The following is a 22,976-nucleotide window of genomic DNA, read 5'->3' as shown; positions in this document are numbered from 1 at the left end:
TTCTCACCCCTCCTCAGATTCATAATAGACCCAGTTCTTCTGTGTTTTGAAAATAATCACGGTGAAGACAGCGATAATTGCAACCAGGATCCAGGCAAGTGCACAGCTATAGCCCATATCAAAATACGTAAAGGCTCTGCGGTATAAGTAAAGCACATAGGACAGTGTACTGTCTAACGGGCCGCCGTCGGTGATTACATAGCTCTCTGTAAATACCCGGAAGCCGTTGATAATCTGTAAAATCAGATTAAAGAAAATCGTCGGGGTCAGCATCGGAAGCGTAATTCTGAAAAATGTATAGGACGGCTTCGCTCCATCCACCATAGCCGATTCATAAAGGGTATACGGGATCTGCTTTAATGCGGATAAGAAGATCAGCATAGAGGAACCAAACTGCCATACTCCCATGAGAATGATGACACTGAGCGCCGTCTTGGGATTTCCCAGAAAGGAGGTGGTCTGCTGGATTCCAAATACGGACAGCAGTGTCATAACCACACCCTTATTTCCGAATATCTGCTTCCACACAACGGAAACCGCAATGCTTCCGCCTATGATGGAGGGAACGTAATAGAGGGTTCTGTAAAGCCCAAGTCCCTTGTGTTTCTTATTTAAAAGCATGGCTACAAAAAGGGCAAATGCAAGTCTTAGCGGAACGAGTACCAATACATATAAAAATGTCACTTTGAGCGCCTGTACAAACGTCTCATCCTGTGTGAAAGCACGTGCATAGTTGGCAAATCCAATGATCTTGGGATCGTTTAACAGGTTAAAATCCGTGAAGGAATAATAGATGGAAATAATCGCCGGAATCAGCCACATCCCGATAAATCCCACAAGCCAGGGTGCCATGAGCAGGTACGCAACTGCATTATCGGCCTGTCTGGAAACGGCTTTTTTCTTTTTACTTTTCATAATGGTTATCCAATCTCCTCTTTACTGTCAGAGGGGACCATGGTATATGGTCCCCTCCTTCTGCCAATCAGTTATTCCGTGAAAGAATTGCATCTGCGTCTTTTCTGAATTTAGCTGCTGCTTCTTCTGGAGTCATCTGCCCGTAGAATGCGCTGTAAGCAGCATTCTTAAAGGACTCATTAACCTCTGACATTCCAACCGGATCTGGATCAGGTGTTTCACCGCAGAGTGCCAGGGCATCTTCTACACCCTTGAACATCGTTGCCTGCTGATCCGATAACTTGCCAGATGCCACCATATAATCACGGATCTCTGAAGATACCGGAGTCCCTCTCTCCGCCATCATGATGTCGTTGGCTTCCTCTGAATTAACAAACCAGTCGATAAATTCTGCAGCTTCTTTTTTAACCTTGGACGTTTCCGCGATGGAGAAGAACATGCCTGGTTTCATCCAGAGACCTTTGGCGTCAGAACCGGCAACCATCGGAGGGGTTACCATTTTCAGCTTGTCGTTGGTTCCGCTTACTTTTGTCGCATAGTTGTTCCACTCTGTCAGCATGGCGCCTTCTCCGGTTACAACCGGTCTTCCTTCCTCTCCCAGAGTCTGGATCGCCGCATACTCATCCGGATTCGGTGCAGCCCCCTTTGCCATCAGATCAGCCCACATTTGGATAAAATCTGAGCAAAGCTTGTCATCCGCATAGCCGATCGCCTTCTTGTCTTCACTGAACAAGCTTTCTCCATGCTGTCTTACCCAGTAGTTAAATAAGTTGGTATCATCGACCGGTCCGCCTGCCATACCATACTTACCGGTCTTTTCCTTGACCGTTTCAGCCGTCTGAATAAAATCATCCCAGGTCCAGCTGCTGTCCGGCTCTGTCACGCCAGCATCCGCTAATACTTCCGGATTATATCCGACCGATAAATAAGAACTGCTGAGCACCATTCCATTTAGTTTACCATTGATGTTTCCTGTGTTAAGCAGATTTTGATCTATCTTGGAGGTGTCAATCGTTCCATCGTCCACAAACTGCTGTAAATCAGCCAGAGAATTATTTTTAGCATATGTAGTGATATAGAGATAATCCATCTGGACAATGTCAGGCATGGAACCGGAAGCAGCCTGGGTAGCCAGTTTGTCAAAATATCCATCCCAGCCTGACGGCATTGCCTCAAATGTTACATTTGGATGGGAGGCAGTATAGGCATCCAGCATTTTCTGTGTGTAGTCGTGACGCCCCTGGCCTCCCCACCAGGTAATTTTAAGGGTAACCGGTTCACCCGTACTCTCTGTCCCGGCCGCCTGTGTATCTGTCTTAGCGGCTTCTGCTGCCGTTGTCTCTCCTCCGTTCCCTGAACTGCATCCTGCCAGTGAAAACGCCATGGCCGCCGCCATACTTAAAGCTGTTAATTTTTTTAAAGACCTTTTCATAAATACGACTCTCCTTTTCTAATCTGGTTTTGTTTATTTCTGATAGCCTTATTATACTGTTTTCCACTGGAAATCTGAATGGAATTTACAGATTACTCATCTGTAAAATTCCGACTAAAACGTAAAAAAAGAAGCATCCAGGAAAAAAATATACTTTCTTAGATACCCCTCTTTTTTCATTTATTTGTAATTTTCCGACTTTAATCAACGAACGGTTAGCATTTTTCGATATTCAGACGGTACCAGCCCTGTAGTCTTCTTAAATACCTTGGCAAAATACTGTCCATCTGCGGGATACCCAATCTGCTCGGCTAATTCAGATATCCGGATATCCGGATCAAAAGCCATCAGTCGTTTTGCCAAATCTACCCGAATCCTGACTAAAAACGAAGAGTATTTCTCATTGGTGTAACGGTAGAAGAAACGTCCAAAATAATCTTCATTCATAAATAGTACTTCTTTCGCCAGATACTGCAGACTTAAATCCGGATTTTTGATATTCTGATAAATACTATATAATATATGTTTCATGCGGCTCCCATCTTTTGTATCAGGCAGTGACAGTTTCAGATAAGCAGTGCATTCTTCAATCACCATTTCCAGAATTCCCCAGATATCTCCATCGTTCAATTCGCATTCCGCTTTCCCACAGAATATCTTCAAAAAGAAACGAAAGGAATCTGCGATCCTTTTCCTTGAAAACCCACGAATTTCCATCTTTACAAAAGAAGTATAAATCTCAAACATCACCTCCGCGTAATCCTTTGCCTCCCTGATTCGGTCATAATCCAATACCATAACGGAATTGTCATCGGCCTCACCCAAAAAATCAAAGCTGATAAACTCCATCTTCCCTTCCGAATCACCTAAAAAGAACAACTCCTGAAGCTGAGAGTACAGATGGCTGACGTCCTCAATCCCCCCTGTTCTGCTGATCGCCGAACGAAGCTTTGTCTGTTTATACTTCCGATACTCCTTATGAACCTTTATAATCAGAGGCCGCAGATTTTCTGCCATCTCCGCTGGAATCAGATAAACCATCTCATTTTTTGTGGCTGTACTCATATAGACGTTCTCCACACCTAAAAGCTCTGTTAATATATTTGTCAGAGCAAACTGATCCAGCTGATCCAACTCCAGGGAGGACTGAATTCCCAGCAATACAAAGGAGTTTGTAATATCCTCCATAAATTTCTCCAGAAGGATTTCATCAGCCCTGGACACCTCCTCTTTGGTTATCAAGATTCCGAGTATCTGTTCTTTTACACGTGGAAGCATACGGTCAAAGGTGCTCCGGTACTCCTGTTCCGACTTTCTTCTGTTCTCCAGTTCTTCCAGTTCCTTCTTCACTCCCAGCAGCACTTCTACAATCTTTTCCTCATCACAGGGCTTTAAAATATAATGCCGGATTCCAAGTTCCATTGCTCTGCTGGTGTATTCATATTCCCCATATCCGGACAGCACCACAAAAAGTATGTCCGGATAAAGCTCTTTCGTATTGCGGATCAGCTGAATCCCATCCATAACCGGCATTTTGATATCTGTAATTACAATGTCAGGAATATGCATCCGTATTTTTTCAAGCCCTTCAATTCCATTCCACGCCATATCCACCAGTTCCATGTCCAGCTTCTTCCATGGAATAATCTCCGCCATTGCCTCGCGTTCAATATCCTCATCATCTACCAACAACACCTTATTCATCGCTTATCATCACCTCTGCCTTTGGAATCTTAATTGTCACCGTCGTTCCGCCTCCCGGTACACTGCTGATATCAAAATACGCCTCCTGATCAAATGCCATTTTCAGCCGTTCGTAAATATTCTTTAATCCAATACCATGGCCTTTCGGCTCTGCGGTAAAAGTACGGACCGCTTCCAGTTCTTCCTCCGTCATTCCGGGGCCGTTGTCCGATACAGTTATGGTAATTCTCCCTCCTTCTTCTCTGATCGTAACGGATATCTTACACGGCGTCAGCATCTTTTCCACCCCGTGGTAGATAGAATTCTCTACCAGCGGCTGCAGTGTCATATGGGGGATTAGATACTGCCCCGAGACTTCACATTCCACAGAAAAGGCCACACGCTTCCTGTACCGGTACTCCTGAATCGTCATATATTTCCTCAGACTGTCCAGTTCCTCATCAACGGCGACATATTGCTGTTTATTCAGGGCAGACCGTAAGATCGTTCCCAGAGCCACTGTCATTTCCGCCGCCTCGTCATTTTTTCGGGCACGGATCATCCAGTTTATGCTGTTTAAAGTATTATAAAGGAAGTGCGGATTGATCTGCGCCTGGAGCATCTTATACTTAGTATCCTTCAAAAGAAACTGTTTTTCATAATTTTCATGAATCAGATAATCGATTTTATCCAATGTCACTTTAAATTCCTGGGTCATCAGGCCGATCTCATCTTTCTGCGTACTGGTTCCTAAAAACTCTCTTGCCTGATCAAAATCTCCGGTTTCCACAATCTGCATACTTTCTGTTAAATGTTCCAGCGGCTTCACAATCATATGCGCAAGTTTTTTCAAAATCAGTGCGGTAGTAAGAAACAGCAGAAGAAATCCACCAATCATCATATACCGCAGATTCTGATTCTGTCCGTAAATTTCCGAATAAGGAAATATATTGACATAGGTCCAGCCTGTCTTTGATGATTGTAAATAACAAGCAAAATATCGCTGTCCGTGTTCTTTAATAATCTGATACCCTTTATCTCCCTCCAGCTTAGGCAGACGCTCCATCATGCCCTTCTGCTTTTCATAGATAACGCCCTCATTTGAGTACACACAGAGCGTGGAACTGTCAGCTTCCAGATCGTCAATATTCTTTTCGATCATTCCTGCAACATCGCAGGTGATCAGAAGGCTCCCGAGATACTCCAGGCTCGCATCAATATGTTTTCTTACATCACGGCCCGTCAGCAAATAGGGATACTCTGTCGTTGGCGGCTGTACCACATAGGCCCCTTTTGCTTCATGAATCCGGTTCATCACTGAATCGTACAGTTCCTTACTGATCGTTCCCGTTGCAAGCCCCACAACAAACTGAGTTTTATCCCCGTCCGTATATACCATGTTGGATATCATATTTGAATTTGCCAGTTCTTTATTAAACAGCATACGGAGCTGATAAACTTCATAAGAATAATCCGCAGTAAAATGTTTCAAATTTTTCATTTTTGTGAGCTGTTCCTGAATCTGCGTATCGATTGCTATGTTATAGGAGATTCCTTCCACCTCGTCTAAACTCCGGTTTACCTCCTGAGTAAAAAAATCCAGTTCCTGCAGGGACTTTTCATACAATTTCCCATCATAAATATTGAAGCTGACCTGTAGTGCAGCAACGCTTATAAGAAAACAGATTCCCAACATCAGGACGTAAACAATAATCATCTTTTCCACCAGTTTTAAATCTCTGTATTTCTGGTACCAATATTCCAGATATCTTTTCATCGACTGTCCTTTCAACGCTGCTCCTCTATTCTTCATTTTCCTGTTTTCGATTTGAAAAAAGCGACTTTTCCAGATAATTATAACCGAATACAGAGAAAACTGCAAAGACATAATAGAAATCAACTGCAAAACCGGCCATTGGATTTTCTGTAAAGGAAATAATGACCGGCTATATTTATTTCTGCAAAAGCAGGAGCTCTTCGCTTAAAAGCTAAAGGCTGATTTTGTCAAATTTATTATTTTCTTTTTCCTTCATCGCCTGATACAGTTCTCCATCCGTCAGGTGATTTTCATAATTTAGAAGAAGCATGATCTTTCTGTCTCGTTCCGGATATATAATTAATCTCTGCCATTGATAAAAGTATGGACCATCTCCAATATTTCTGATATACCCCATTAACAGCCTGAGTAAGTATGCCGTTTCTTTTATGTCTGTCTGACAGTCGTTATCGTAAAAGCCCTTCCATTTATCGTGTCCGCACTCTTTCATAGCCTCCTCCGCCAGATAAAAGTGGTCTGCTGCCTGGCCAATTTCGTAAAAGGCATTCAGATAATCGCTGCTTTCATATGCCGAATATCCCTTTCCGAAATGGATCACGCCCTCCAGGCAGAACGTGTGAATTTTTACCTGGAGCAGGAGGGAATCCTTCCATAATCTACGGCAGTCTTCCGGCAGTTCATCTGCCAGACTTACGCATCTGTCGAGCAGTCCTTGAAAGCGTGGACAGGCATTTTTACATTTTGACACATACCACTGAAGCTGTGCGGCGAAACTTTCTGCCGGTCCACACCAGCGAAGTTCCTCACAGGCAGCGTTTCCGCCATCCTTCATCCACTGATGAATCAAAACCCGGGTGACATAATTATAAAACTGTTCGCCCGCATGTTCGTCTTCCTCCTCTCCATACGGAAGCGCGGCTTCAAAATATTCCATAAAGCATTCTCTCATTTCCTTTAAGGATCTGTCCCCATAATACCTGCTTATGTACTGTTCCAGATGCTTTTCCGGCTCCGTTTCCAGAGAGTTCCATAAAGTGGCAGCAAAATCCAGAGGATAGACATGGGGCTTAATATTGGAGCAGTTCACGAGCCACAGCGTTGAAATCCCACAATCATAAGCATGCTTCAGTTCCTTTTTAACAAATTCCATGGGATTCGGCAGCATCGTGAGCACATTGGCAGCCTGAAGATCATAAAAAGAAACGTGATAGTAAACGCCATGTCTTCTGTCGCCCAGCCCTTCACCCGGAAGTGCAGGAACTCGCGGATTATGATTGCCCTGCCTTCTGGATACCATCTTTCCGTAACCGTTATCAGCCCAGATCATAATTACATTATCCGGAAGTTCGATCAGCCCCTGCTGATAAAGCTCCATGGTTTCTCCATACAGATTTGTGCCAAAAACAGGATTCGCAACGTATTTTTTTACCAGGTCATACTGTTCCTGCATAATACTGCTGATCAACTGTCCTCTCTTCTCCGGAGTATCATACTGGGGATCATTCTCCCAGAATGGGGTATCACCCTGGCCTCGGAAGCCAAGATTCCAGATGATTTTATGATTCATCTGTCTCTTTATTCCTTCCTCCCAAAGACCTCGGAACAAGTCTGGATACTCTTTGAATGAAGGGGTTTTATCCGGATAAGCCCGCAGGAACATCTCTGCCCCCAGGGGTTCCGCATGGTGTTGGGTAAGCCACAATCCCATGTCTCCCGCAAGACCGGCATATTTTTTTGAATTGCTGTCCGTTCCCGGAATCACCGTATTGCCGCCGCAGCGCAGCAGCGCTTCAAACGCCATTTCCCACGGATAGGCTGCATCTTTCTCCGCGTCCCAGTGGCTGATCAAAACCTCGTCGTTAATAAACCAGCCCCGGTAAGCGACCGGCTTTTTTTCTGAATGGTATTTTTTAAATAAAATGGGTATTTCTTTTTGTTTTACGAATCTCTGATCATTCCAGAACCAAAACGGAAGTATTTGCAGGCAGTGCTCACTAATGTAGATCAGTGCATAAATGAAGCCCAGTTCCTCCGAGGCCGTAATTGTCACCTTTCTGTTATTTTCTACATAAATATCATATTCTTCTGCCGCCAAATCCCCCTTTTTCAAGCATATCTTTCCTGATTCTGCTCTCTCCGTTCCTTCATCTGCTGGTTCCAGCACCATCGAAAGATCCCGGTAAAAACGTGATACTGCACGCCGGACAGGTTCACTCTTTAATTCCGCATCGATTGTGACGTCCCTGTTCAATATAAAAAAATCATTCTGCATATCCATAATCTCCTCTTCCCTTGCTTTTTATTTCTTAATTTTAATCCTTCTTATTAACAAAGAAAATGATCTTTTCCTATATTCTTACTGAAAAAAAGCGACTTTTTATCAGAGAATCCGCTCCAAGGAAATACTACTGACTCTTTACATTTAAAAATTTAATTACAGTTTCATATATAAAGTCTGTTTTTTCCAAATAACCTATCGGTATTCTCCATTCATATTTTAACGAAAAGTGTTAAACTTAGTTTATCACCAAACGAAAACCCGAATATGAGGAGGAATTTATTATGGAACATAAATTTATAACATTTCAGAACACCAAGCAGATCCTGCAGTTTGTTAATCTGGTAAGCAAACTGGATTTCGATGTGGACGTAAAATACGGAAGCCGCATAGTTGACGGAAAATCCATCTTGGGAGTGCTGTCTCTGGCTTCCTTTAAAACAGTCGAAGTAATCTTTCATTCTGTTACTGACTGTATTGCACAGTTAGATGAACTATTTGAACTGGCATCGTAATACTGCTTTACAAAATACTATGACAACGGGTGAACATTATATGGAAATGCAGACTTTAAAGGGGCATTGTAAAACAGATGGGCTATTCATCTATTTTATAATGCCCCTTTAACATATTTGGCAGTTACAAAAAATCCTTAAAATTATAGCATTGACTGGTCTACATAAAAAGACTATCCTGAATGAATATCAAAGATCAATAATCTTTGGGTACCCGGATCTTATATGAGAAGTGAGCGATAACTTTTCGTCCCTTTTACTCTGCCTGTAGCAAAATACTCTATCCTGTCTTGTTTCGCCCAGTCTTTCAGTGTACTGCATACCGCTTCCACTTCCCACGCCTGATTAGAAAAGATTCGCACGGCTACGTCTCCCGAAGCGGTTCTCGTCACACCTCCGCACACATATGGAAGCCCCTCCACGTATTCCCGAAAACGTGTCAGCAGCTCGTCACTTATTCCCATGTGAAACAAAAGAAGACTGGCCATGTGGGAATATCCTTCAAACAAGCCGATTCCCTCCATCATTGTCTCCGGCGGATTAAAACGACATTTTTCCCGGTAAAGCAGTTTTTCCTGTTGCCAGATACGGATGCCAGAGTGATAGAAACGGTAAGAAAACCGTTCCCCTCTGGCTGCGCGCCCACAGGCCATGATCTCCTGCCAGATCAGACTGCTGCTGTCATCCTCCAGCACAATATCCGTTGACGCCTTGAACGCGGAATCAGCAAAAGGAATCACAGGCATTGGACTGTAATCCAGAAAACTGCCGGCTCCTACTGTCAGGCGGATATTCCGGACTGCATATCCATCTCCCATTTTGTGGATCTTTTCGAATGACTGTGACGTACATTCCAGACTGGCTCCCCTTTCTGTACAGATGGAAATTTCCTGTACATCGCCCTCCATGATACCGGCCGACGCCATGAGCATCATAATCTTCATACCACCGTTTTCCTGCTCAAACGGCGTCATAACCTTGAAGGGCGCAGTAAATCCAAGTTCCTTTAAGTAGGTTTTCCCCTCCTTTGCAGAAGCGCTTATATTTAACACAGAAGTTCTGCCAAATGCATTTTTCCCGCTGTCTCCAGTGTTCTCCTTACTGAAATCCGTCTTCAAACAGAACACTTCGCTTGATCCATTTAACAATCTGATCCACCCCTTCATCTCCCCGGATATTGGTAAATACAAACGGCCTCGTTCCACGCATCTTTTTTGAATCCCGCTCCATCACCTGGAGACTGGCTCCTACCAGCGAAGCCAGATCTATCTTATTGATAACCAGTAAGTCAGAACGCGTGATCCCAGGCCCTCCTTTTCGTGGTATTTTATCGCCTTCTGCCACATCAATAACGAATATTGTCGCATCCGCTAACTCCGGGCTGAAGGTGGCAGACAGATTATCTCCTCCACTCTCTATGAAAATGATCTGTATGTCCGGAAATTTACCCATCATCTCGTCCACAGCCTCCAGATTCATGGAGGCATCCTCCCGGATAGCCGTATGAGGGCATCCTCCTGTCTCCACACCGATAATGCGCTCCTGAGGCAGGATGCTGTTCTTACAAAGGAACTGTGCATCCTCCTTCGTGTAGATATCATTGGTGATAACTCCGATACTGTAATCGGAGGCCATTTTTCTCGTCAGAATCTCAATCAGAGCAGTCTTTCCCGAGCCCACGGGGCCTGCCACTCCTATTTTTACATACTTCATCTTTTTCCTCCCTGTCTCTCCCGGCGTTTTCTTCCCTGAGTCCTCTCCTGATAGTTTCTCTCGCAGCGTCCCTTTCCTGGTATATTATGACATATAGAGCCTTGAGTATAATCCCTCATGCTGCATGCACCTGATTTCAAATCCAGGAGCCGACGCACCGAAATCTTCTTCTGTCAGCGTGTCCAAGCGTTCCATAACCTTCCGGAATATATCCTGGCATCCATATAAAAGCTTTTGGCCAGAAGTCTGGCTTAATGGTATGGCTTTCACACAATTGGTCACCATAGCGGAAGTCTGTCCGTACAAATAATGTTCCAGTGTCTCTTCCTGTCCGATTCCATGAGCGGCGCAGTAAGTTCCATATGCAATCACATGATTTTTCAGCCCGCCTTCCCGGACATACCGTGCGAATATACTCTTCTCGCACGGTGCAGCCAGGGCCTGCACCGTTTTCACGAATCGGGATCCCATCTTCTCACCTGCCTGCCGCACCTCCATAGGCGTTCTCTGTGCCGTAATACACTGATCCAAAAGAAGGAGTGCCTCCAGGTTCTCCATGTCCCCTGCAGCCCAAGCGAACCGTACCGCCAAAAGTTCATTTTGGCAAAAGCTGTACAACAGCATATTTTCAATATACTGCGCGGCAGTCTCTTCGCTGTTCACCATATTTTTCTGAATATACGTTTCCAGGCCATAGGAATGCGAATAACCGCCGATAGGAAACAACGCATCATTAAGCTGAAGCAACAGATACCGTTTCTCCTGTTTCATCATCCGCATCCACCCTCCTTACCAAATTTGCATTTCAAAATTTTCCTGTTAATGTGTGTGACTGCTCACCTTGCTTGAAATACTCCGGTCAAAATCCAGCTTTCTGACATCACTCCAGACAGTGACTCCATGAAGCTTCGAAAGCAGTACCAGAGTCGGTTCATTGTACGGGGTAATAAACTGGAGTTTTGTATCTCCCCACATCAGCGCCGCATGCTTATTTCCAATCTCATAACAGACCTTGCATGCCATACGGGCATGATCCTCCCTCACATCGATAACGATGACCTCGCAGGGGGGAACACATACCGTAATCACCGTATCCCCCTCCCGGTACAGTACATCGCCATCCCTCAGTCCTCTCGTCAGGATCTCCGTGCCAAGACGGATTCCAATCTCCCTGTCACCTTTTGTCGTTTTCTGGTTAATCCGCTTATATGCCTCATGCCATTCGATCTCCACCTCGTCTCTGAAACAACCGGAAAATTCCTTATCTTTTACATTACCCAAAATCTCCTCACATACAATCATATACTCTGTTCTTCCTTTCTCTCCTGCTGTTTAAAACAGGGAATACATCTGGGTGAGCGGCAGCCTCTCCGCCGGTTCGGATGTCAGTTTCACTCCATCCGCCCTCACTTCGTACGTCTCAGGATCTACAAAGATCTCTGGCGTCAGATCGTTGAGCTTCATGTCTTTCTTTGTAATCGTCCTGGTACAGTGAACCGGGAGTACCTGTTTTTCAAGTCCCAGCTTTTCCTTAATTCCGCTGTCATAAGCCGCCTGTGACACAAAGGTGGCGCAGGTTCGGTATTTTGCCTTTCCGTGGGCACCGAACATGTGCTGGTACATCACTGGTTCCGTCGTCGGAATGGACGCATTGGCATCCCCCATTTTTGAGGCGATGATCATGCCTCCCTTAATGATAATATCGGGCCTCACTCCAAAAAATGCCGGATTCCACAGGACTAAATCAGCCATCTTGCCCGTTTCAACAGAACCTGTGTAATCGGAAATTCCATGGGTAATGGCCGGATTAATCGTATATTTTGCGATATAACGGCGGATTCTTAAGTTGTCGCTTCCCTCTTTATCTCCAGGAAGCGGCCCTCGTTCCCCCTTCATCTTATGTGCCGTCTGCCACGTTCTGGTGATGACCTCTCCGATGCGCCCCATTGCCTGAGAATCAGAGCTCATCATACTGAATACCCCCATATCGTGAAGCACATCCTCTGCAGCAATCGTCTCTGGTCTGATCCTGGAATCGGCAAACGCCACATCCTCAGGGATGTTCTTATCAAGATGGTGGCAGACCATCAGCATGTCGAGATGCTCATCCAGCGTATTGACCGTAAACGGCATGGTCGGGTTGGTGGATGACGGAAGCACATTTAACGCTCCAGCCGCACGGATGATATCGGGCGCGTGGCCTCCTCCCGCCCCTTCCGTATGGTATGTATGAATCGTACGGCCGCCGATGGCCGCCAGCGTGTCTTCCACACAACCGCCTTCATTCAGCGTATCCGTGTGGATGGCTACCTGCACATCGTATTCGTCGGCCACGCTTAGGCAGTGGTTGATCACAGCCGGAGTGGCCCCCCAGTCCTCATGAATCTTTAACCCCATAGCTCCCGCCTCTACCTGTTCTCTCAGCGGTGCCTCGTCGGAGCAGTTTCCCTTTCCCAGGAATCCCAGATTCATGGGGTATTCCTCCGCCGCCTCCAGCATCCTGTGAATATTCCAGGGTCCCGGCGTACACGTTGTGGCATTGGTTCCATCCGCAGGTCCGGTACCGCCTCCGATCATGGTGGTCACTCCGGAGAACAAAGCGCAGTCGATCTGCTGAGGGCATATAAAATGAATATGGGAGTCAATTCCTCCCGCCGTTACGATCAGTCCTTCCGCCGCCAGCGCCTCTGTCGAAGCCCCCACCGTCATTTCAGGTGTTACTCCGTCCATGATATCGGGATTGCCAGCTTTGCCAATTCCTGCTATTTTTCCATCTTTTATTCCGATATCAGCCTTATAAATTCCCGTATAATCAATAATAAGCGCGTTGGTCAATACCAGATCCAGATCTCCCCCGGCGCTGGTTGTTAGTACGGACTGTCCCATCCCGTCCCTTATGGTTTTACCTCCGCCAAATTTTATTTCATCCCCATATCTCGTATAATCCTTTTCCACCTCTGCATACAGATCCGTATCTGCCAGCCGTATCCGGTCGCCTGCCGTAGGACCGTACATCATCGCATACTGTTTTCCGCTTATCCGATAACTCACCTATTTTCTCCTTTCCGCTTTTCCTCTCGTCAAATCATTACAGCCGTAAACCAGTTTCTTTCCACCCAGTTCCACCAACTGTACCTTCTTTTCCTCCCCCGGTTCAAACCGTACAGAGGTTCCGGAAGGGATATCAAGTCGAAAGCCAAATGCTTCGTCCCGGTCAAATTTCAGCAGTTTGTTCACCTCAAAGAAATGGAAATGAGAGCCAACCTGAATCGGCCGGTCCCCGATGTTTGCAACCGTCACGCTCTTTGACTCCCTGCCCTCATTTAATATAATATCTCTGTCCTGTGTTATTACTTCACCAGATTTTCTGTCCGTCCGTTTCGATATTCCCGGCCCAATCGGATTATGAACAGTTACCAGCTTCGTCCCGTCGGGAAACGTAGCCTCTACCTGCACCGCCTCCACCATATCCGCAACTCCGTCCATCACATCATCCGCATTTAAAATACCGCGGCCTTTCTCCATCAGTTCCGTCACGCTTCTGCCGTCCCTGGCCAGTTCCAGAAGTTCAGAGCTTAGGTAAGCCACAGCCTCCGCGTAATTAAGTTTCAATCCTCTGCTGCGCCGCTCCTTCGCCAGATTACCAGCCAGATGAAGCATCAGCTTTTCTTCTTCCTTCGGCGTAAGCCTCATAATCATTCCTCCTGTCTTTCCTCTTTTTAAGTCAGCCCTGTCGGCTGCCGGCGTCGCTTTTCTTACAGTGACATGGTCGCCTGCAGCCGCTCCTGATCAAGCGAATCCGGCTCACCGTCCATTATAATTCTTCCATTTTCCATGACATAGCAGTAATCCGCTATCTCCATGACAAACTCTAAATACTGTTCCACAATCAGGACAGCCATACGGGTTTTAAGCCCGGTAATCACGCGTCCGATCTCCTGAATAATGGAAGGCTGGATTCCTTCCGTAGGCTCGTCGAGTATCAAAATCTTTGGTTCTGCAACCACGGCCCGGGCGATTGCCAGCTGTTGCTGCTGGCCGCCAGATAAATCCCCGCCTTTTCGGTTCAAAAACTCCTTTAATATTGGAAATGTTTCGAAAATAAAATCGGGAATCACCCCTTTCCCATTCTTTGCTTCCAGGCCCAGAAGAATATTTTCCTCTACAGTAAGCTGTGGAAAAATCTCCCTGCCCTGGGGAACGTAACCGATTCCTCTCTTGGCCCGCTCATAGGAAGGCAGGTGGATCACCGGCTTTCCATCGAGAAGGATTTCTCCCTCTGGCGTCTTCACCAGACCCATAACAGCTTTTAAAGTGGTGGTTTTTCCTGCCCCGTTTCTGCCCACCAGACAGGTGACCCGGCCAACCGGCGCTTCCAGGCTTACATGGCGCAGCACCATACCATCGCCGTAGGCTGCATAGAGGCCTGCCAGTTCAAACGCCGCTTTATTCTCCAGTTCTGTTCTATCCATAATTTCACCTTTCCTCTCAGCTCCTGCCCAGATAAACATCGATCACCTTCTGATTCTGCTGTACCGATTCCATTGTACCCTCATCCAGAATAGATCCTTCATGAAAGACAGTGACCGTATCCGATACATCCCTGGCAAACTGCATGTCGTGCTCCACTACGATAATGGAACACTCCTTTTTGATATCCAGAAGCATTTCGGCTGTTTTTTCCGTTTCCTTGCGCCCCATGCCTGCCACTGGCTCATCGAGAAGCATAAGCTTCGGTCTGGCCGCCAGAAGCATACCGATCTCCAGCCACTGTTTCTCGCCGTGGGATAAGCTTCCCGGATATTTAAACCGCTTATCCGCCAGTCCGATGAATTCCAGAACATGGTTCATGTAATCCTGCTTTTCTTTTGACAGTTTTCGGAAGGTAGTGGAGTAAAGGGAATGGCGTCTTGCCACCGCCAGTTCCATATTTTCCTCAATGGTAATACCCTGGAACACACTGGGGGCCTGGAATTTCCTGCCGATTCCCAAATCTGAGATAGCGTATTCCTTCATTTTTGATACATCTTTCGTGCCATTTTCACCATGGAAGATAATATGGCCTCCACTTACACGGTTTTTTCCGCAGATAGCATCAAGAATCGTCGTTTTTCCGGCACCGTTGGGTCCGATAAAGAACCGGACCTCATTCTTTCCGACCTCCGTGGAAACATGTTTAACCGCCTTAAAATCACCGAACTGAATGCTCACATCTTCGATAGTCAGCACCGGAGCTTCCTCCGGTGTCATGAGGACTTCCGCCTGTGTCATATGCTTTCCCTCCCTTTCTTCATGATGCCGTCCGCCCGTTCTTCTTTGCAGAAGCAGGATAAGCCTCCCGATCTTCCATCAATTCCGGCCGTTCTTCCCGGCGCCTCTTCACCGCATTCCGGATCCGACCCGGTACTTCTTTTAAGGATACAAACCCACCCGGAAGCCACAGAATCACAACGACAAACAGAATTCCTATAAAATACGACCACAGCTCCGGGAAATTCTCACTCGCCAGGGTCTTAAACCCATTTACGGCCAGTGCTCCAAGTATGGGGCCTGCCAGCGTTCCTTTGCCTCCGATGGCCACCCATATAATCATTTCCACAGATGGGACAATCCCTACCTCTGCTGGAGAAATGATTCCCACCTGCCCCACATACAGCATACCAGCCAGCCCTGCGATCATGGCTGAGAGTGCATAGACAAACACCTTATATTTTGCCGTATTGTATCCGGCAAATCCGGCTCTGTTCTCGCCGTCACGGATAGCGATAAACACTTTACCAATCCGGCGGCCCGTCAGGAATCTGCATAAGCCATATACAGCAATCAGGCAGGCCAGTGTGACATAAAACATGGTAATCTTTGTCAGCGGTTCATTGATATTGCGTCCGAAAATCGTTTTAAAATCCGTCAGGCCGTTAGAGCCGCCTGTAAATGCCTGGCTGCCGACCAGCAGTGTACTCATGATCAGTGCCATAGCCTGTGACAGGATGGAAAAGTAAACTCCCTTAATCTTGTTATTGAAGGTCAGATATCCCACAAGGACTGCCAGTGCCACGGGCACCAGAAGCGCCATGGTGATAGCAAATGCCGGATTTCCAAACAGCTGCCAGACAAATGGAAGCTGCGTCACCCCGCTCCACGTCATAAAATCAGGCAGACCGCCGCTGGCCTCCATCTTTAAATACATGGCCATACAGTATGCTCCCAAGCCAAAATAGACACCATGGCCCAGACTCAGGATACCGGTATAGCCCCAGATCATATCGAGCCCGATGGCTATAATGGCAAAACACATATATTTTCCAAACAGTCCCACACGGAACATGGACATGCAAAAGGGCATGACGGCGAGAACCAGAAATATAAGCAGCGCCAGAACTGTCGTACCCTTGATTTTTTTCCTTTGATTCATACCTGTGCCTCCTGTTTTGATTCAAACACCCTCTAGTCTTCCAGTGCCCGGTTCTGTACCGCAAAGATTCCTTTGGGCCTGAACTGAAGCAGGACGATGACACACGCGAAGATGAGCACCTTGCCGATGGAAGCGCTGGTCAAAAATTCGAACGCTGTCTGTCCGATTCCAATAAATCCGGCTCCCAGCACAGAACCTAAGATACTTCCCGCGCCGCCTACAACAACAGTCATAAAAGTATCCACAATATAATTCGTTCCCAGTGTCGGCCCGATAGCGCCGATCCATGTCAGTGCACAGCCGGCCAGTCCGGCCAGCCCTGATCCGATAGCGAATGTCATGGAGTCAATCCGTTTCGTATTCACCCCAAGGCTGGCGGCCATCTCGCGATTCTGCATGACCGCTCTGATATTCCGCCCCTGCCTCGTCTTATACATCAGCACATAAACTCCGGTAAGGCAGCACACGGCAATCAGCAAGATGAAAATTCTCTTCATGGGAAGCGCCACCATCCCGGATATCCGGATGGTTCTCTCCAAAAATGCAGGAGCCTTTACCCCTACATTGGGGGAGCCGAAGATACTCCTGGCCGCCTGCTGTAAGATCAGACTGATTCCCCAGGTGACCAGAAGGCTGTCTGCCGCCCTCCCGTACAACCTGCAGATCACCAGCCGCTCCAGCACATAGCCCAAAGACGCAGCCGCCAGAAACGAAAGGATAATTGCCACGATACAGTAGACATCAAACACTTGCGACGGGAAATACGCCTGAAATATATTCTGCACCACATACGCCGTATAGGCGCCGATCATGATGAATTCGCCGTGAGCCATGTTAATGACCCCCATAAGCCCAAAGGTAATGGCGAGTCCCAGCGCGGCCAGCAGGAGAATTGAGCTTACGCTGATTCCGTTAAACAGCTGCATTAAAAACAGTTCCATACATTTCCTCCCATCTCATGTTACCGGACACACTTCCGGCATTTTAGCATCTACTGTGCTCCGGCAAGACCTGACGCCCAGTCATACCCCTTTAAATATGGATCTGGCTTCACCGGCTCCGGTGTACTCCACACTTCATCAATTAAGCCTTCTTCGTTGATCTTTCCGATGCGTACCGGCTTATAGATATGCTGATTTTCTCCGTCAATTGTAATTGTTCCCTCCGGCGCTTCTATGGATATGCCTGCCGCTGCTGCTTTTACGGAATCTACATCAGTGGAACCAGCCGCTTCCACTGCCGCCGCCCATAAATATACCGCATCATAACCGGCTTCAATGGGATCATCTGTCACACGGTCCGTGCCGTATTCCGCTTTGTATGCTTCCACAAATTTCTTGTTCTCCGGTGTATCGGTGGTCTGATAATAATTCCATGCCGTGAGATGGCCCTCCAGATAGGAGGCTCCGATACCCGCTGCCTCTTCCTCTGCGATAGATACGGACAGAGTCTGAATCTGTTCCGGAGTTAATCCTGCATCCTTAAATTGTTTGAAAAACGCAACATTGGAATCTCCGTTTAGTGTATTAAAGATAAAATCAGGCTCTGCCTGTTTAATTTTGCTTAAGATCGTCGTGTAATCCGTATGGCCCATGGGCGTGTACTCCTCTCCCACAACCTCCATCCCCAGCGACTCTGCCTGTTTTTTTACAATGGAATTGGCAGTACGCGGGAATACGTAGTCTGATCCCAGTAAAAATACTTTCTTTCCATAATTTTCATTCATATACTCAATAGCCGGCACGATCTGTTGATTTGGCGCCGCACCGATATAAAAGATATTCGGAGAAGACTCCATGCCTTCGTACTGAACCGGGTACCACAAAAGTCCGTTATTGCTTTCAAATGTCGGTAGAACCGCCTTTCTGCTGGCTGATGTCCAGCAGCCAAATACTGTAGCCACCTTGTCATTTAACAGAAGTTTCTCCGCCTTTTCCTTGAATGTGGCGTTATCCGAAGCCCCATCCTCAACCACAGGAACAATCTGTTTTCCAAGAACGCCTCCGGCGCTATTGATCTCTTTAATAGCCAGCAGTTCCGCATCCCTTACAGAGGTTTCACTGATTGCCATGGTACCGCTTAGAGAATGGAGGATTCCCACCTTGATGGTTTCTCCTGCGGAAGTCGTAACCGCTGCCGTTGTGGAATCACTCTCCGCTTCCGCCGCCTGTGGTTCTGCCTGACTGCTTTCCGCAGCGGAATCTGCCGCTGTTGTCTGACTTCCTATCTCCGACATCGCACCGCCGCTGCACCCCGCCAGTGAAACTGCAGTCACCGCCGTTACTGCCAAAGCTCCTAATTTCTTCCATAAAGTCTTTCTCATTCTTTGTCCTCCTTATTGATTCTGCCTGTACAACAGGAAAAAGCTGTCGGTCTCCCGTACCGGGAGTTTACCGACAGCTTCGTCTGCTCTTACTTATCCATATTTTCTTGTGTGATCTAAAACATGGATATATCATAGCGGATTTTTTTAAAGAAAAAAACCTTACAAATCCGGTATTACACATGACAAATCCGGAAATCACTGAGCAAGCGTGAAATCAGTCAGGTCGAAATTCCAGAAAAATGCCGGGCCTTCTCACACCACATCTCCGTATTTCCTATAATATGCCGGAGTACATCCTGTATAGTTCTTGAACAGCCGGGTAAAATAGTCCACAGTCGTATACCCCAGTTCTTCACCAATTTCGTACACTTTCTTATTCGTGTCTTTTAAAAGTCGTTTGGCATACTCCATTTTTACCCGCATACAGTATTCCGACATGGTAATTCCGATTTTGCCCCGAAATTGCTTTGCCAGATAATCCTTGCTGAATCCCATCTCCTCAGCGACAATATCCTGAATATGTTCCTGCAAAACACTCTCACTGATTATGGTGGTAATCCGTACCATCATACTGTCTGGTTTCTCCAGATGGTAACGGTCGATCAGATACCGAAGTTCCTGAAGTACCCGCTCCACATCCGTCAATACACGTTCTCCAATACAGACATCCATCTTATCGAGTACCGGTATCCACGGTGCCTGTTTTCCCATATACTCCAGCACCAGTTCCAGTTGTTTCTCCAGGGTCGCCCGAACTTTTAATGTCTGTCCCTGGAAACGCAACTCTTCGCCTTTTATTATCTCAGCTGCAATGCCCCCTGTCGTCTCCGTCACTTCCAGAAGCTTGTGATACAGCATTTCAGTCTGCCTGTCCCCATTCTGTTCCAGATAGTTTCTGGCAATCTCCAAAGCCTCCTCCATCTTTTCACAACTGTAGGGCTTTTCTATGTACTCCAGAGCCCCCAGCCGCATCCCCTCTTTCGCATAAGCAAAATCGCTGTAGGTACTGGCAAGAATTACAGGCATCTCATATCCCCGCCGCTTCATCTGGCGACAGAGTTCCAGCCCATCCATAACTGGCATACGGATGTCTGTGATCACCACATCGTATGTTTTCTGTGCCATCAGCGCCAAAGCCTCCTTCCCGTTGCCGGCCTCACCGGCCACCGAGAAATCTGACTGTTTCCAGAAATGGTATTTCGACACTAAAAATCTGATTGCCTCATCGTCTTCAACAAACAGTATCCGGTACATATACTGCTCTCCTTTCTGCAAATCATACTTTTATCCGCTGCAGAATCATTTCATAGTCAAACCGCAGCAGCGCTCTCTCCAGCTGCTCCGCACAGCCGCGTCCAAAGGCAGAGATAAAGACCTCCCGGTTGTCGCTCCACAACTCCTCCGCCGCAAAATCAGCCCGCTCCACCATGCCATACCATTCTTTGATTAAGTCTTTCTGCAGCTCACCGGAGAATCTTATGACTTCATTAAGGCTGATTTCTTCCATATTCTTCTGATTTTCCTCAAACTTCATGCAGGCACTTTCCGAGACTTCAACTGGCATTTTCCCAATCGGTTCCTCATTCAGTTTCTTATTCATATCTCCAATCAAATCCTTAACCAGCTTCTCAATCCGGCATACCCTCTCCTTTAATTCTCCTTTGACAAGCTCTTCTCCTTTCAGTTCATCTTCCAATCTTTCACAGGCCTTTGACAGCGGCTCCGCCCCGATAGCGCCGGACGCCCCCTTTAATGCATGCAGTAGTGCATAAATTTCTTCACTATCACCTTTTTCTGCCAAATCCATCAGCTTTTTTCCATCCCGGCCGTGTTCCTCCGCAAACATTTCAGTCACCTGCCGGTAAAGCAATTCATTTCCACCCAGCCTCCCAATTCCAAGTTCCACGTCAAGGCAGGATGGTGATATGTATGTTTTCAATACCTTTTCCAGTTCGGCCAGACTGATTGGCTTCATCACCACCTCCTCCATACCGTATGCAAGTGCTCTTTCTCTTATCTGTGCCTTCCCATCGGCTGTTAACGCAATAATAGGACATTGAAAAGTTTTTAAACTACGAATCCTCCCAGCCGCCTCATATCCACTCATTCCCGGCATGCGCAGATCCATAAAAATCAGGTCGAAATGCCTTTCAGATGCCATGCGGACCGCTTCCTCCCCGCTTTCCGCCTCCATAACTGCAACTCCCAGTACAGCAAACAGCTCCTTCTGAATCCTGCGGTTGATCCGGTTATCATCTACAAGCAATACCAAAGCCCGGCAAAAATCCCCTTTTTTTGGTCCGCCTATCTTCATCGGAATCCTCGCCGTAAAAGCGCTGCCTTTTCTCCAGCAGCTCTCCACTGTCAAGCTACCCCTCAAAAGTCCGGCAGTCCGTTGGCAGATCGCAAGCCCCAGCCCCGTTCCTGCTACTGGAGCGCTCTCCTCCTTACTCCCACGCTCAAACGCCTCGAAAATCCGTTCTTCATCTTCCTTTTTTATTCCTCTACCTGTATCTTCCACACGCAGAACCAAAACGCCTTCATCCTCCGTACCTTTCTCCCATAAAAGTTCCGCATGCACCAGGCCTTCATCCGTAAACTTTATTGCATTCGAAATCAAATTTCCTGCAATCAGCCGAAATTTTCCTTCATCTGCTAATACCTGCTCCGGAACTTTGTCATCTGCCTCAACTGAAAATTCAAGCCCCTTTTCCACCGCCAAACAGCAGAAACTGTTTTCAAGATCCTTCGCCGCCTCTCTTAGGCTCCACTCTGTCTCCTGTATTTCCATTTTCTTCTCCAGACTTGCATAATCAAGAAGTTCATTAACCATATCCAGAAGCTGTTTCGAAGCTGTCTCCATACAGGCCAGATATTCTCGCTGTTTTTCATTTAATCTCGTTTGTTTAAGCAGCGTTTCACATCCGATTACCGAATTCAGAGGAGTCCTGATCTCATGGCTGACAGATGCCAGAAATTCGTCTTTAGCCTTCATAGCCTCCGCCATCCGACAATACATATTCAAAACAGACTGCCCCAGCCTGTAAATTTCTGAAATTCCATCAGGTTTTAACTCCGCTGCTCTTCCTTCCTCAAGACACATCTGATAGGCAAGCGCCGGATATATAGTTCCGCGATAGCAGAAAAAAGCATATAAAAGGAACAAAAGCATAGAGGCTCCCTGTAACCCCCACAACATGACAAGAGCGCGGTCCGTTCTTCTCCTCGTTGCCGCCAGCTCCTCGTTCATCCGTTTAACAGCAGATTCCATAAACTCCGAAGCGTACTGGTCGATAACCTTCTTCTCCCCCGCATACCGATCTCCGCATAGCAGAGATATGGCTTCCATACGTTTTTCTTCCGGAGTCATAGCCGCCTCCACGACATTCAGAACATAAGTCTGGACCTCCAAAGGCAGCACTTCCTCATTCTCCCCCTTCCCATCCGCGGCCAGGCGCATAGCCCGCGTCTCCAGATAAATAAGTAGATCCGAATTTTTCTTTGCTGATTCGACCAGTCTCATGTCTCTGTCATCCAGTCCCAACTCACCTAAACGCTTTACAACCCCGTCCCGTCGTTTTCCCGAATGCACCTCTTCCCAATATCTTTCCAGACATGAGTTATCCCCAGTAACCGCATACAACCTTGCCTGTTCTGACAAGTAATCCGCAGCTTCTTTTAATTCCTCACACAGTTTTCCGCATCGATCTCGTTTAGCAGCCACCCGTACCTCGGCAGCCACCGACCGCTTAACATTCCACGTGCTGATAATCATGGCCAGCACCACAAAAATCAGTGCAGCCGCTCCTATACAATTCATAATCTTCTGATTAAAACGAAATTTTCTTTTCATTTATATCCTCTGTTTCTACTGTTTTCCAAAAAATATTCAGGAATGGCTTTTACGAATTTTGTGAACATGGTA

Annotated in this window: 19 protein-coding genes; 1 reads left to right on the top strand and 18 read right to left on the bottom strand. The window is 46.8% G+C overall.

The features are described 5' to 3' along the window. Positions 1-3: 3 nt before the first annotated feature. The 5 genes from NE473_RS08730 to NE473_RS08710 all read right to left on the bottom strand — a co-directional run bounded on the left by NE473_RS08730 (position 4) and on the right by NE473_RS08710 (position 8,079). Positions 4-915 (bottom strand): carbohydrate ABC transporter permease, encoded by a 912-nt coding sequence (locus NE473_RS08730; protein WP_006775463.1) that lies wholly within the window; start codon positions 913-915, stop codon positions 4-6. Between the two features lie 67 nt (positions 916-982). Next, positions 983-2,347, bottom strand: coding sequence for an ABC transporter substrate-binding protein (locus NE473_RS08725; protein WP_117632227.1), 1,365 nt, complete (start codon positions 2,345-2,347; stop codon positions 983-985). A 204-nt stretch (positions 2,348-2,551) separates the two neighbouring features. Beyond that, positions 2,552-4,051, bottom strand: coding sequence for a response regulator (locus tag NE473_RS08720; protein WP_006775459.1), 1,500 nt, complete (start codon positions 4,049-4,051; stop codon positions 2,552-2,554). Then, positions 4,044-5,807: a sensor histidine kinase gene (locus NE473_RS08715; RefSeq protein WP_256265209.1), complete on the bottom strand. Its 1,764-nt coding sequence runs from the start codon at positions 5,805-5,807 to the stop codon at positions 4,044-4,046. Before NE473_RS08715 ends, NE473_RS08720 begins: the two co-directional genes overlap by 8 nt. Before the next feature lie 211 nt (positions 5,808-6,018). Next, positions 6,019-8,079: a glycosyl hydrolase 115 family protein gene (locus NE473_RS08710; protein WP_070102809.1), complete on the bottom strand. Its 2,061-nt coding sequence runs from the start codon at positions 8,077-8,079 to the stop codon at positions 6,019-6,021. 290 nt (positions 8,080-8,369) lie between these two features. Between NE473_RS08710 and NE473_RS08705 the strand changes: the two genes are divergently transcribed. Beyond that, complete coding sequence (locus NE473_RS08705) at positions 8,370-8,600, top strand: HPr family phosphocarrier protein (RefSeq protein WP_006775456.1); 231 nt, start codon at positions 8,370-8,372, stop codon at positions 8,598-8,600. 221 nt (positions 8,601-8,821) lie between these two features. Here the strand turns inward: NE473_RS08705 and NE473_RS08700 are convergent, their stop codons facing one another. The 13 genes from NE473_RS08700 to NE473_RS08640 all read right to left on the bottom strand — a co-directional run bounded on the left by NE473_RS08700 (position 8,822) and on the right by NE473_RS08640 (position 22,904). Beyond that, entirely contained in the window at positions 8,822-9,748 is a 927-nt protein-coding gene (locus NE473_RS08700) for an urease accessory protein UreD (RefSeq protein ID WP_167594034.1), read from the bottom strand. Next, entirely contained in the window at positions 9,699-10,313 is a 615-nt protein-coding gene (gene ureG / locus NE473_RS08695; protein ID WP_006775454.1) for an urease accessory protein UreG, read from the bottom strand. The genes NE473_RS08700 and ureG overlap by 50 nt, the downstream gene beginning before the upstream one ends. 84 nt (positions 10,314-10,397) lie before the next feature. Further along, the gene (locus tag NE473_RS08690; RefSeq protein ID WP_117632246.1) at positions 10,398-11,087 is read right to left on the bottom strand and encodes an urease accessory protein UreF; all 690 of its coding nucleotides are present in this window, start codon (positions 11,085-11,087) and stop codon (positions 10,398-10,400) included. 45 nt (positions 11,088-11,132) lie between these two features. After that, positions 11,133-11,615, bottom strand: a complete 483-nt coding sequence (locus NE473_RS08685; RefSeq protein WP_006775452.1) for an urease accessory protein UreE — start codon at positions 11,613-11,615, stop codon at positions 11,133-11,135. Positions 11,616-11,645: 30 nt separating this feature from the next. Then, positions 11,646-13,364 carry an urease subunit beta gene (ureB, locus tag NE473_RS08680; RefSeq protein ID WP_006775451.1) on the bottom strand — a complete coding sequence of 573 codons (1,719 nt, stop codon included), beginning with the start codon at positions 13,362-13,364 and terminating at the stop codon, positions 11,646-11,648. After that, positions 13,365-14,006 (bottom strand): urease subunit gamma, encoded by a 642-nt coding sequence (gene ureA / locus NE473_RS08675; protein WP_039892416.1) that lies wholly within the window; start codon positions 14,004-14,006, stop codon positions 13,365-13,367. Between the two features lie 62 nt (positions 14,007-14,068). After that, positions 14,069-14,785 (bottom strand): urea ABC transporter ATP-binding subunit UrtE, encoded by a 717-nt coding sequence (gene urtE / locus NE473_RS08670; protein ID WP_050797839.1) that lies wholly within the window; start codon positions 14,783-14,785, stop codon positions 14,069-14,071. Positions 14,786-14,801: 16 nt separating this feature from the next. Next, positions 14,802-15,584 carry an urea ABC transporter ATP-binding protein UrtD gene (urtD, locus tag NE473_RS08665; RefSeq protein ID WP_006775448.1) on the bottom strand — a complete coding sequence of 261 codons (783 nt, stop codon included), beginning with the start codon at positions 15,582-15,584 and terminating at the stop codon, positions 14,802-14,804. A gap of 19 nt (positions 15,585-15,603) precedes the next feature. Then, positions 15,604-16,725 (bottom strand): urea ABC transporter permease subunit UrtC, encoded by a 1,122-nt coding sequence (gene urtC / locus NE473_RS08660; RefSeq protein WP_055650819.1) that lies wholly within the window; start codon positions 16,723-16,725, stop codon positions 15,604-15,606. Positions 16,726-16,757: 32 nt separating this feature from the next. Further along, complete coding sequence (gene urtB, locus NE473_RS08655; protein ID WP_055650818.1) at positions 16,758-17,666, bottom strand: urea ABC transporter permease subunit UrtB; 909 nt, start codon at positions 17,664-17,666, stop codon at positions 16,758-16,760. A gap of 50 nt (positions 17,667-17,716) precedes the next feature. Beyond that, positions 17,717-19,048, bottom strand: a complete 1,332-nt coding sequence (gene urtA / locus NE473_RS08650) for an urea ABC transporter substrate-binding protein (protein ID WP_055650817.1) — start codon at positions 19,046-19,048, stop codon at positions 17,717-17,719. A gap of 255 nt (positions 19,049-19,303) precedes the next feature. Then, on the bottom strand, positions 19,304-20,305 hold the full coding sequence (locus NE473_RS08645) for a response regulator transcription factor (RefSeq protein WP_055650816.1): 1,002 nt from the start codon (positions 20,303-20,305) through the stop codon (positions 19,304-19,306). 22 nt (positions 20,306-20,327) lie between these two features. Continuing rightward, a complete protein-coding gene (locus NE473_RS08640) occupies positions 20,328-22,904 on the bottom strand; it encodes a response regulator (RefSeq protein ID WP_055650815.1) in 2,577 nt (858 codons plus the stop codon). Positions 22,905-22,976 lie beyond the last annotated feature (72 nt).

This window comes from Hungatella sp. SL.1.14, from assembly GCF_024460495.1.
GTDB lineage: Bacteria > Bacillota > Clostridia > Lachnospirales > Lachnospiraceae > Hungatella > Hungatella hathewayi.
This window is presented reverse-complemented; position numbering and strand designations above follow the sequence as displayed.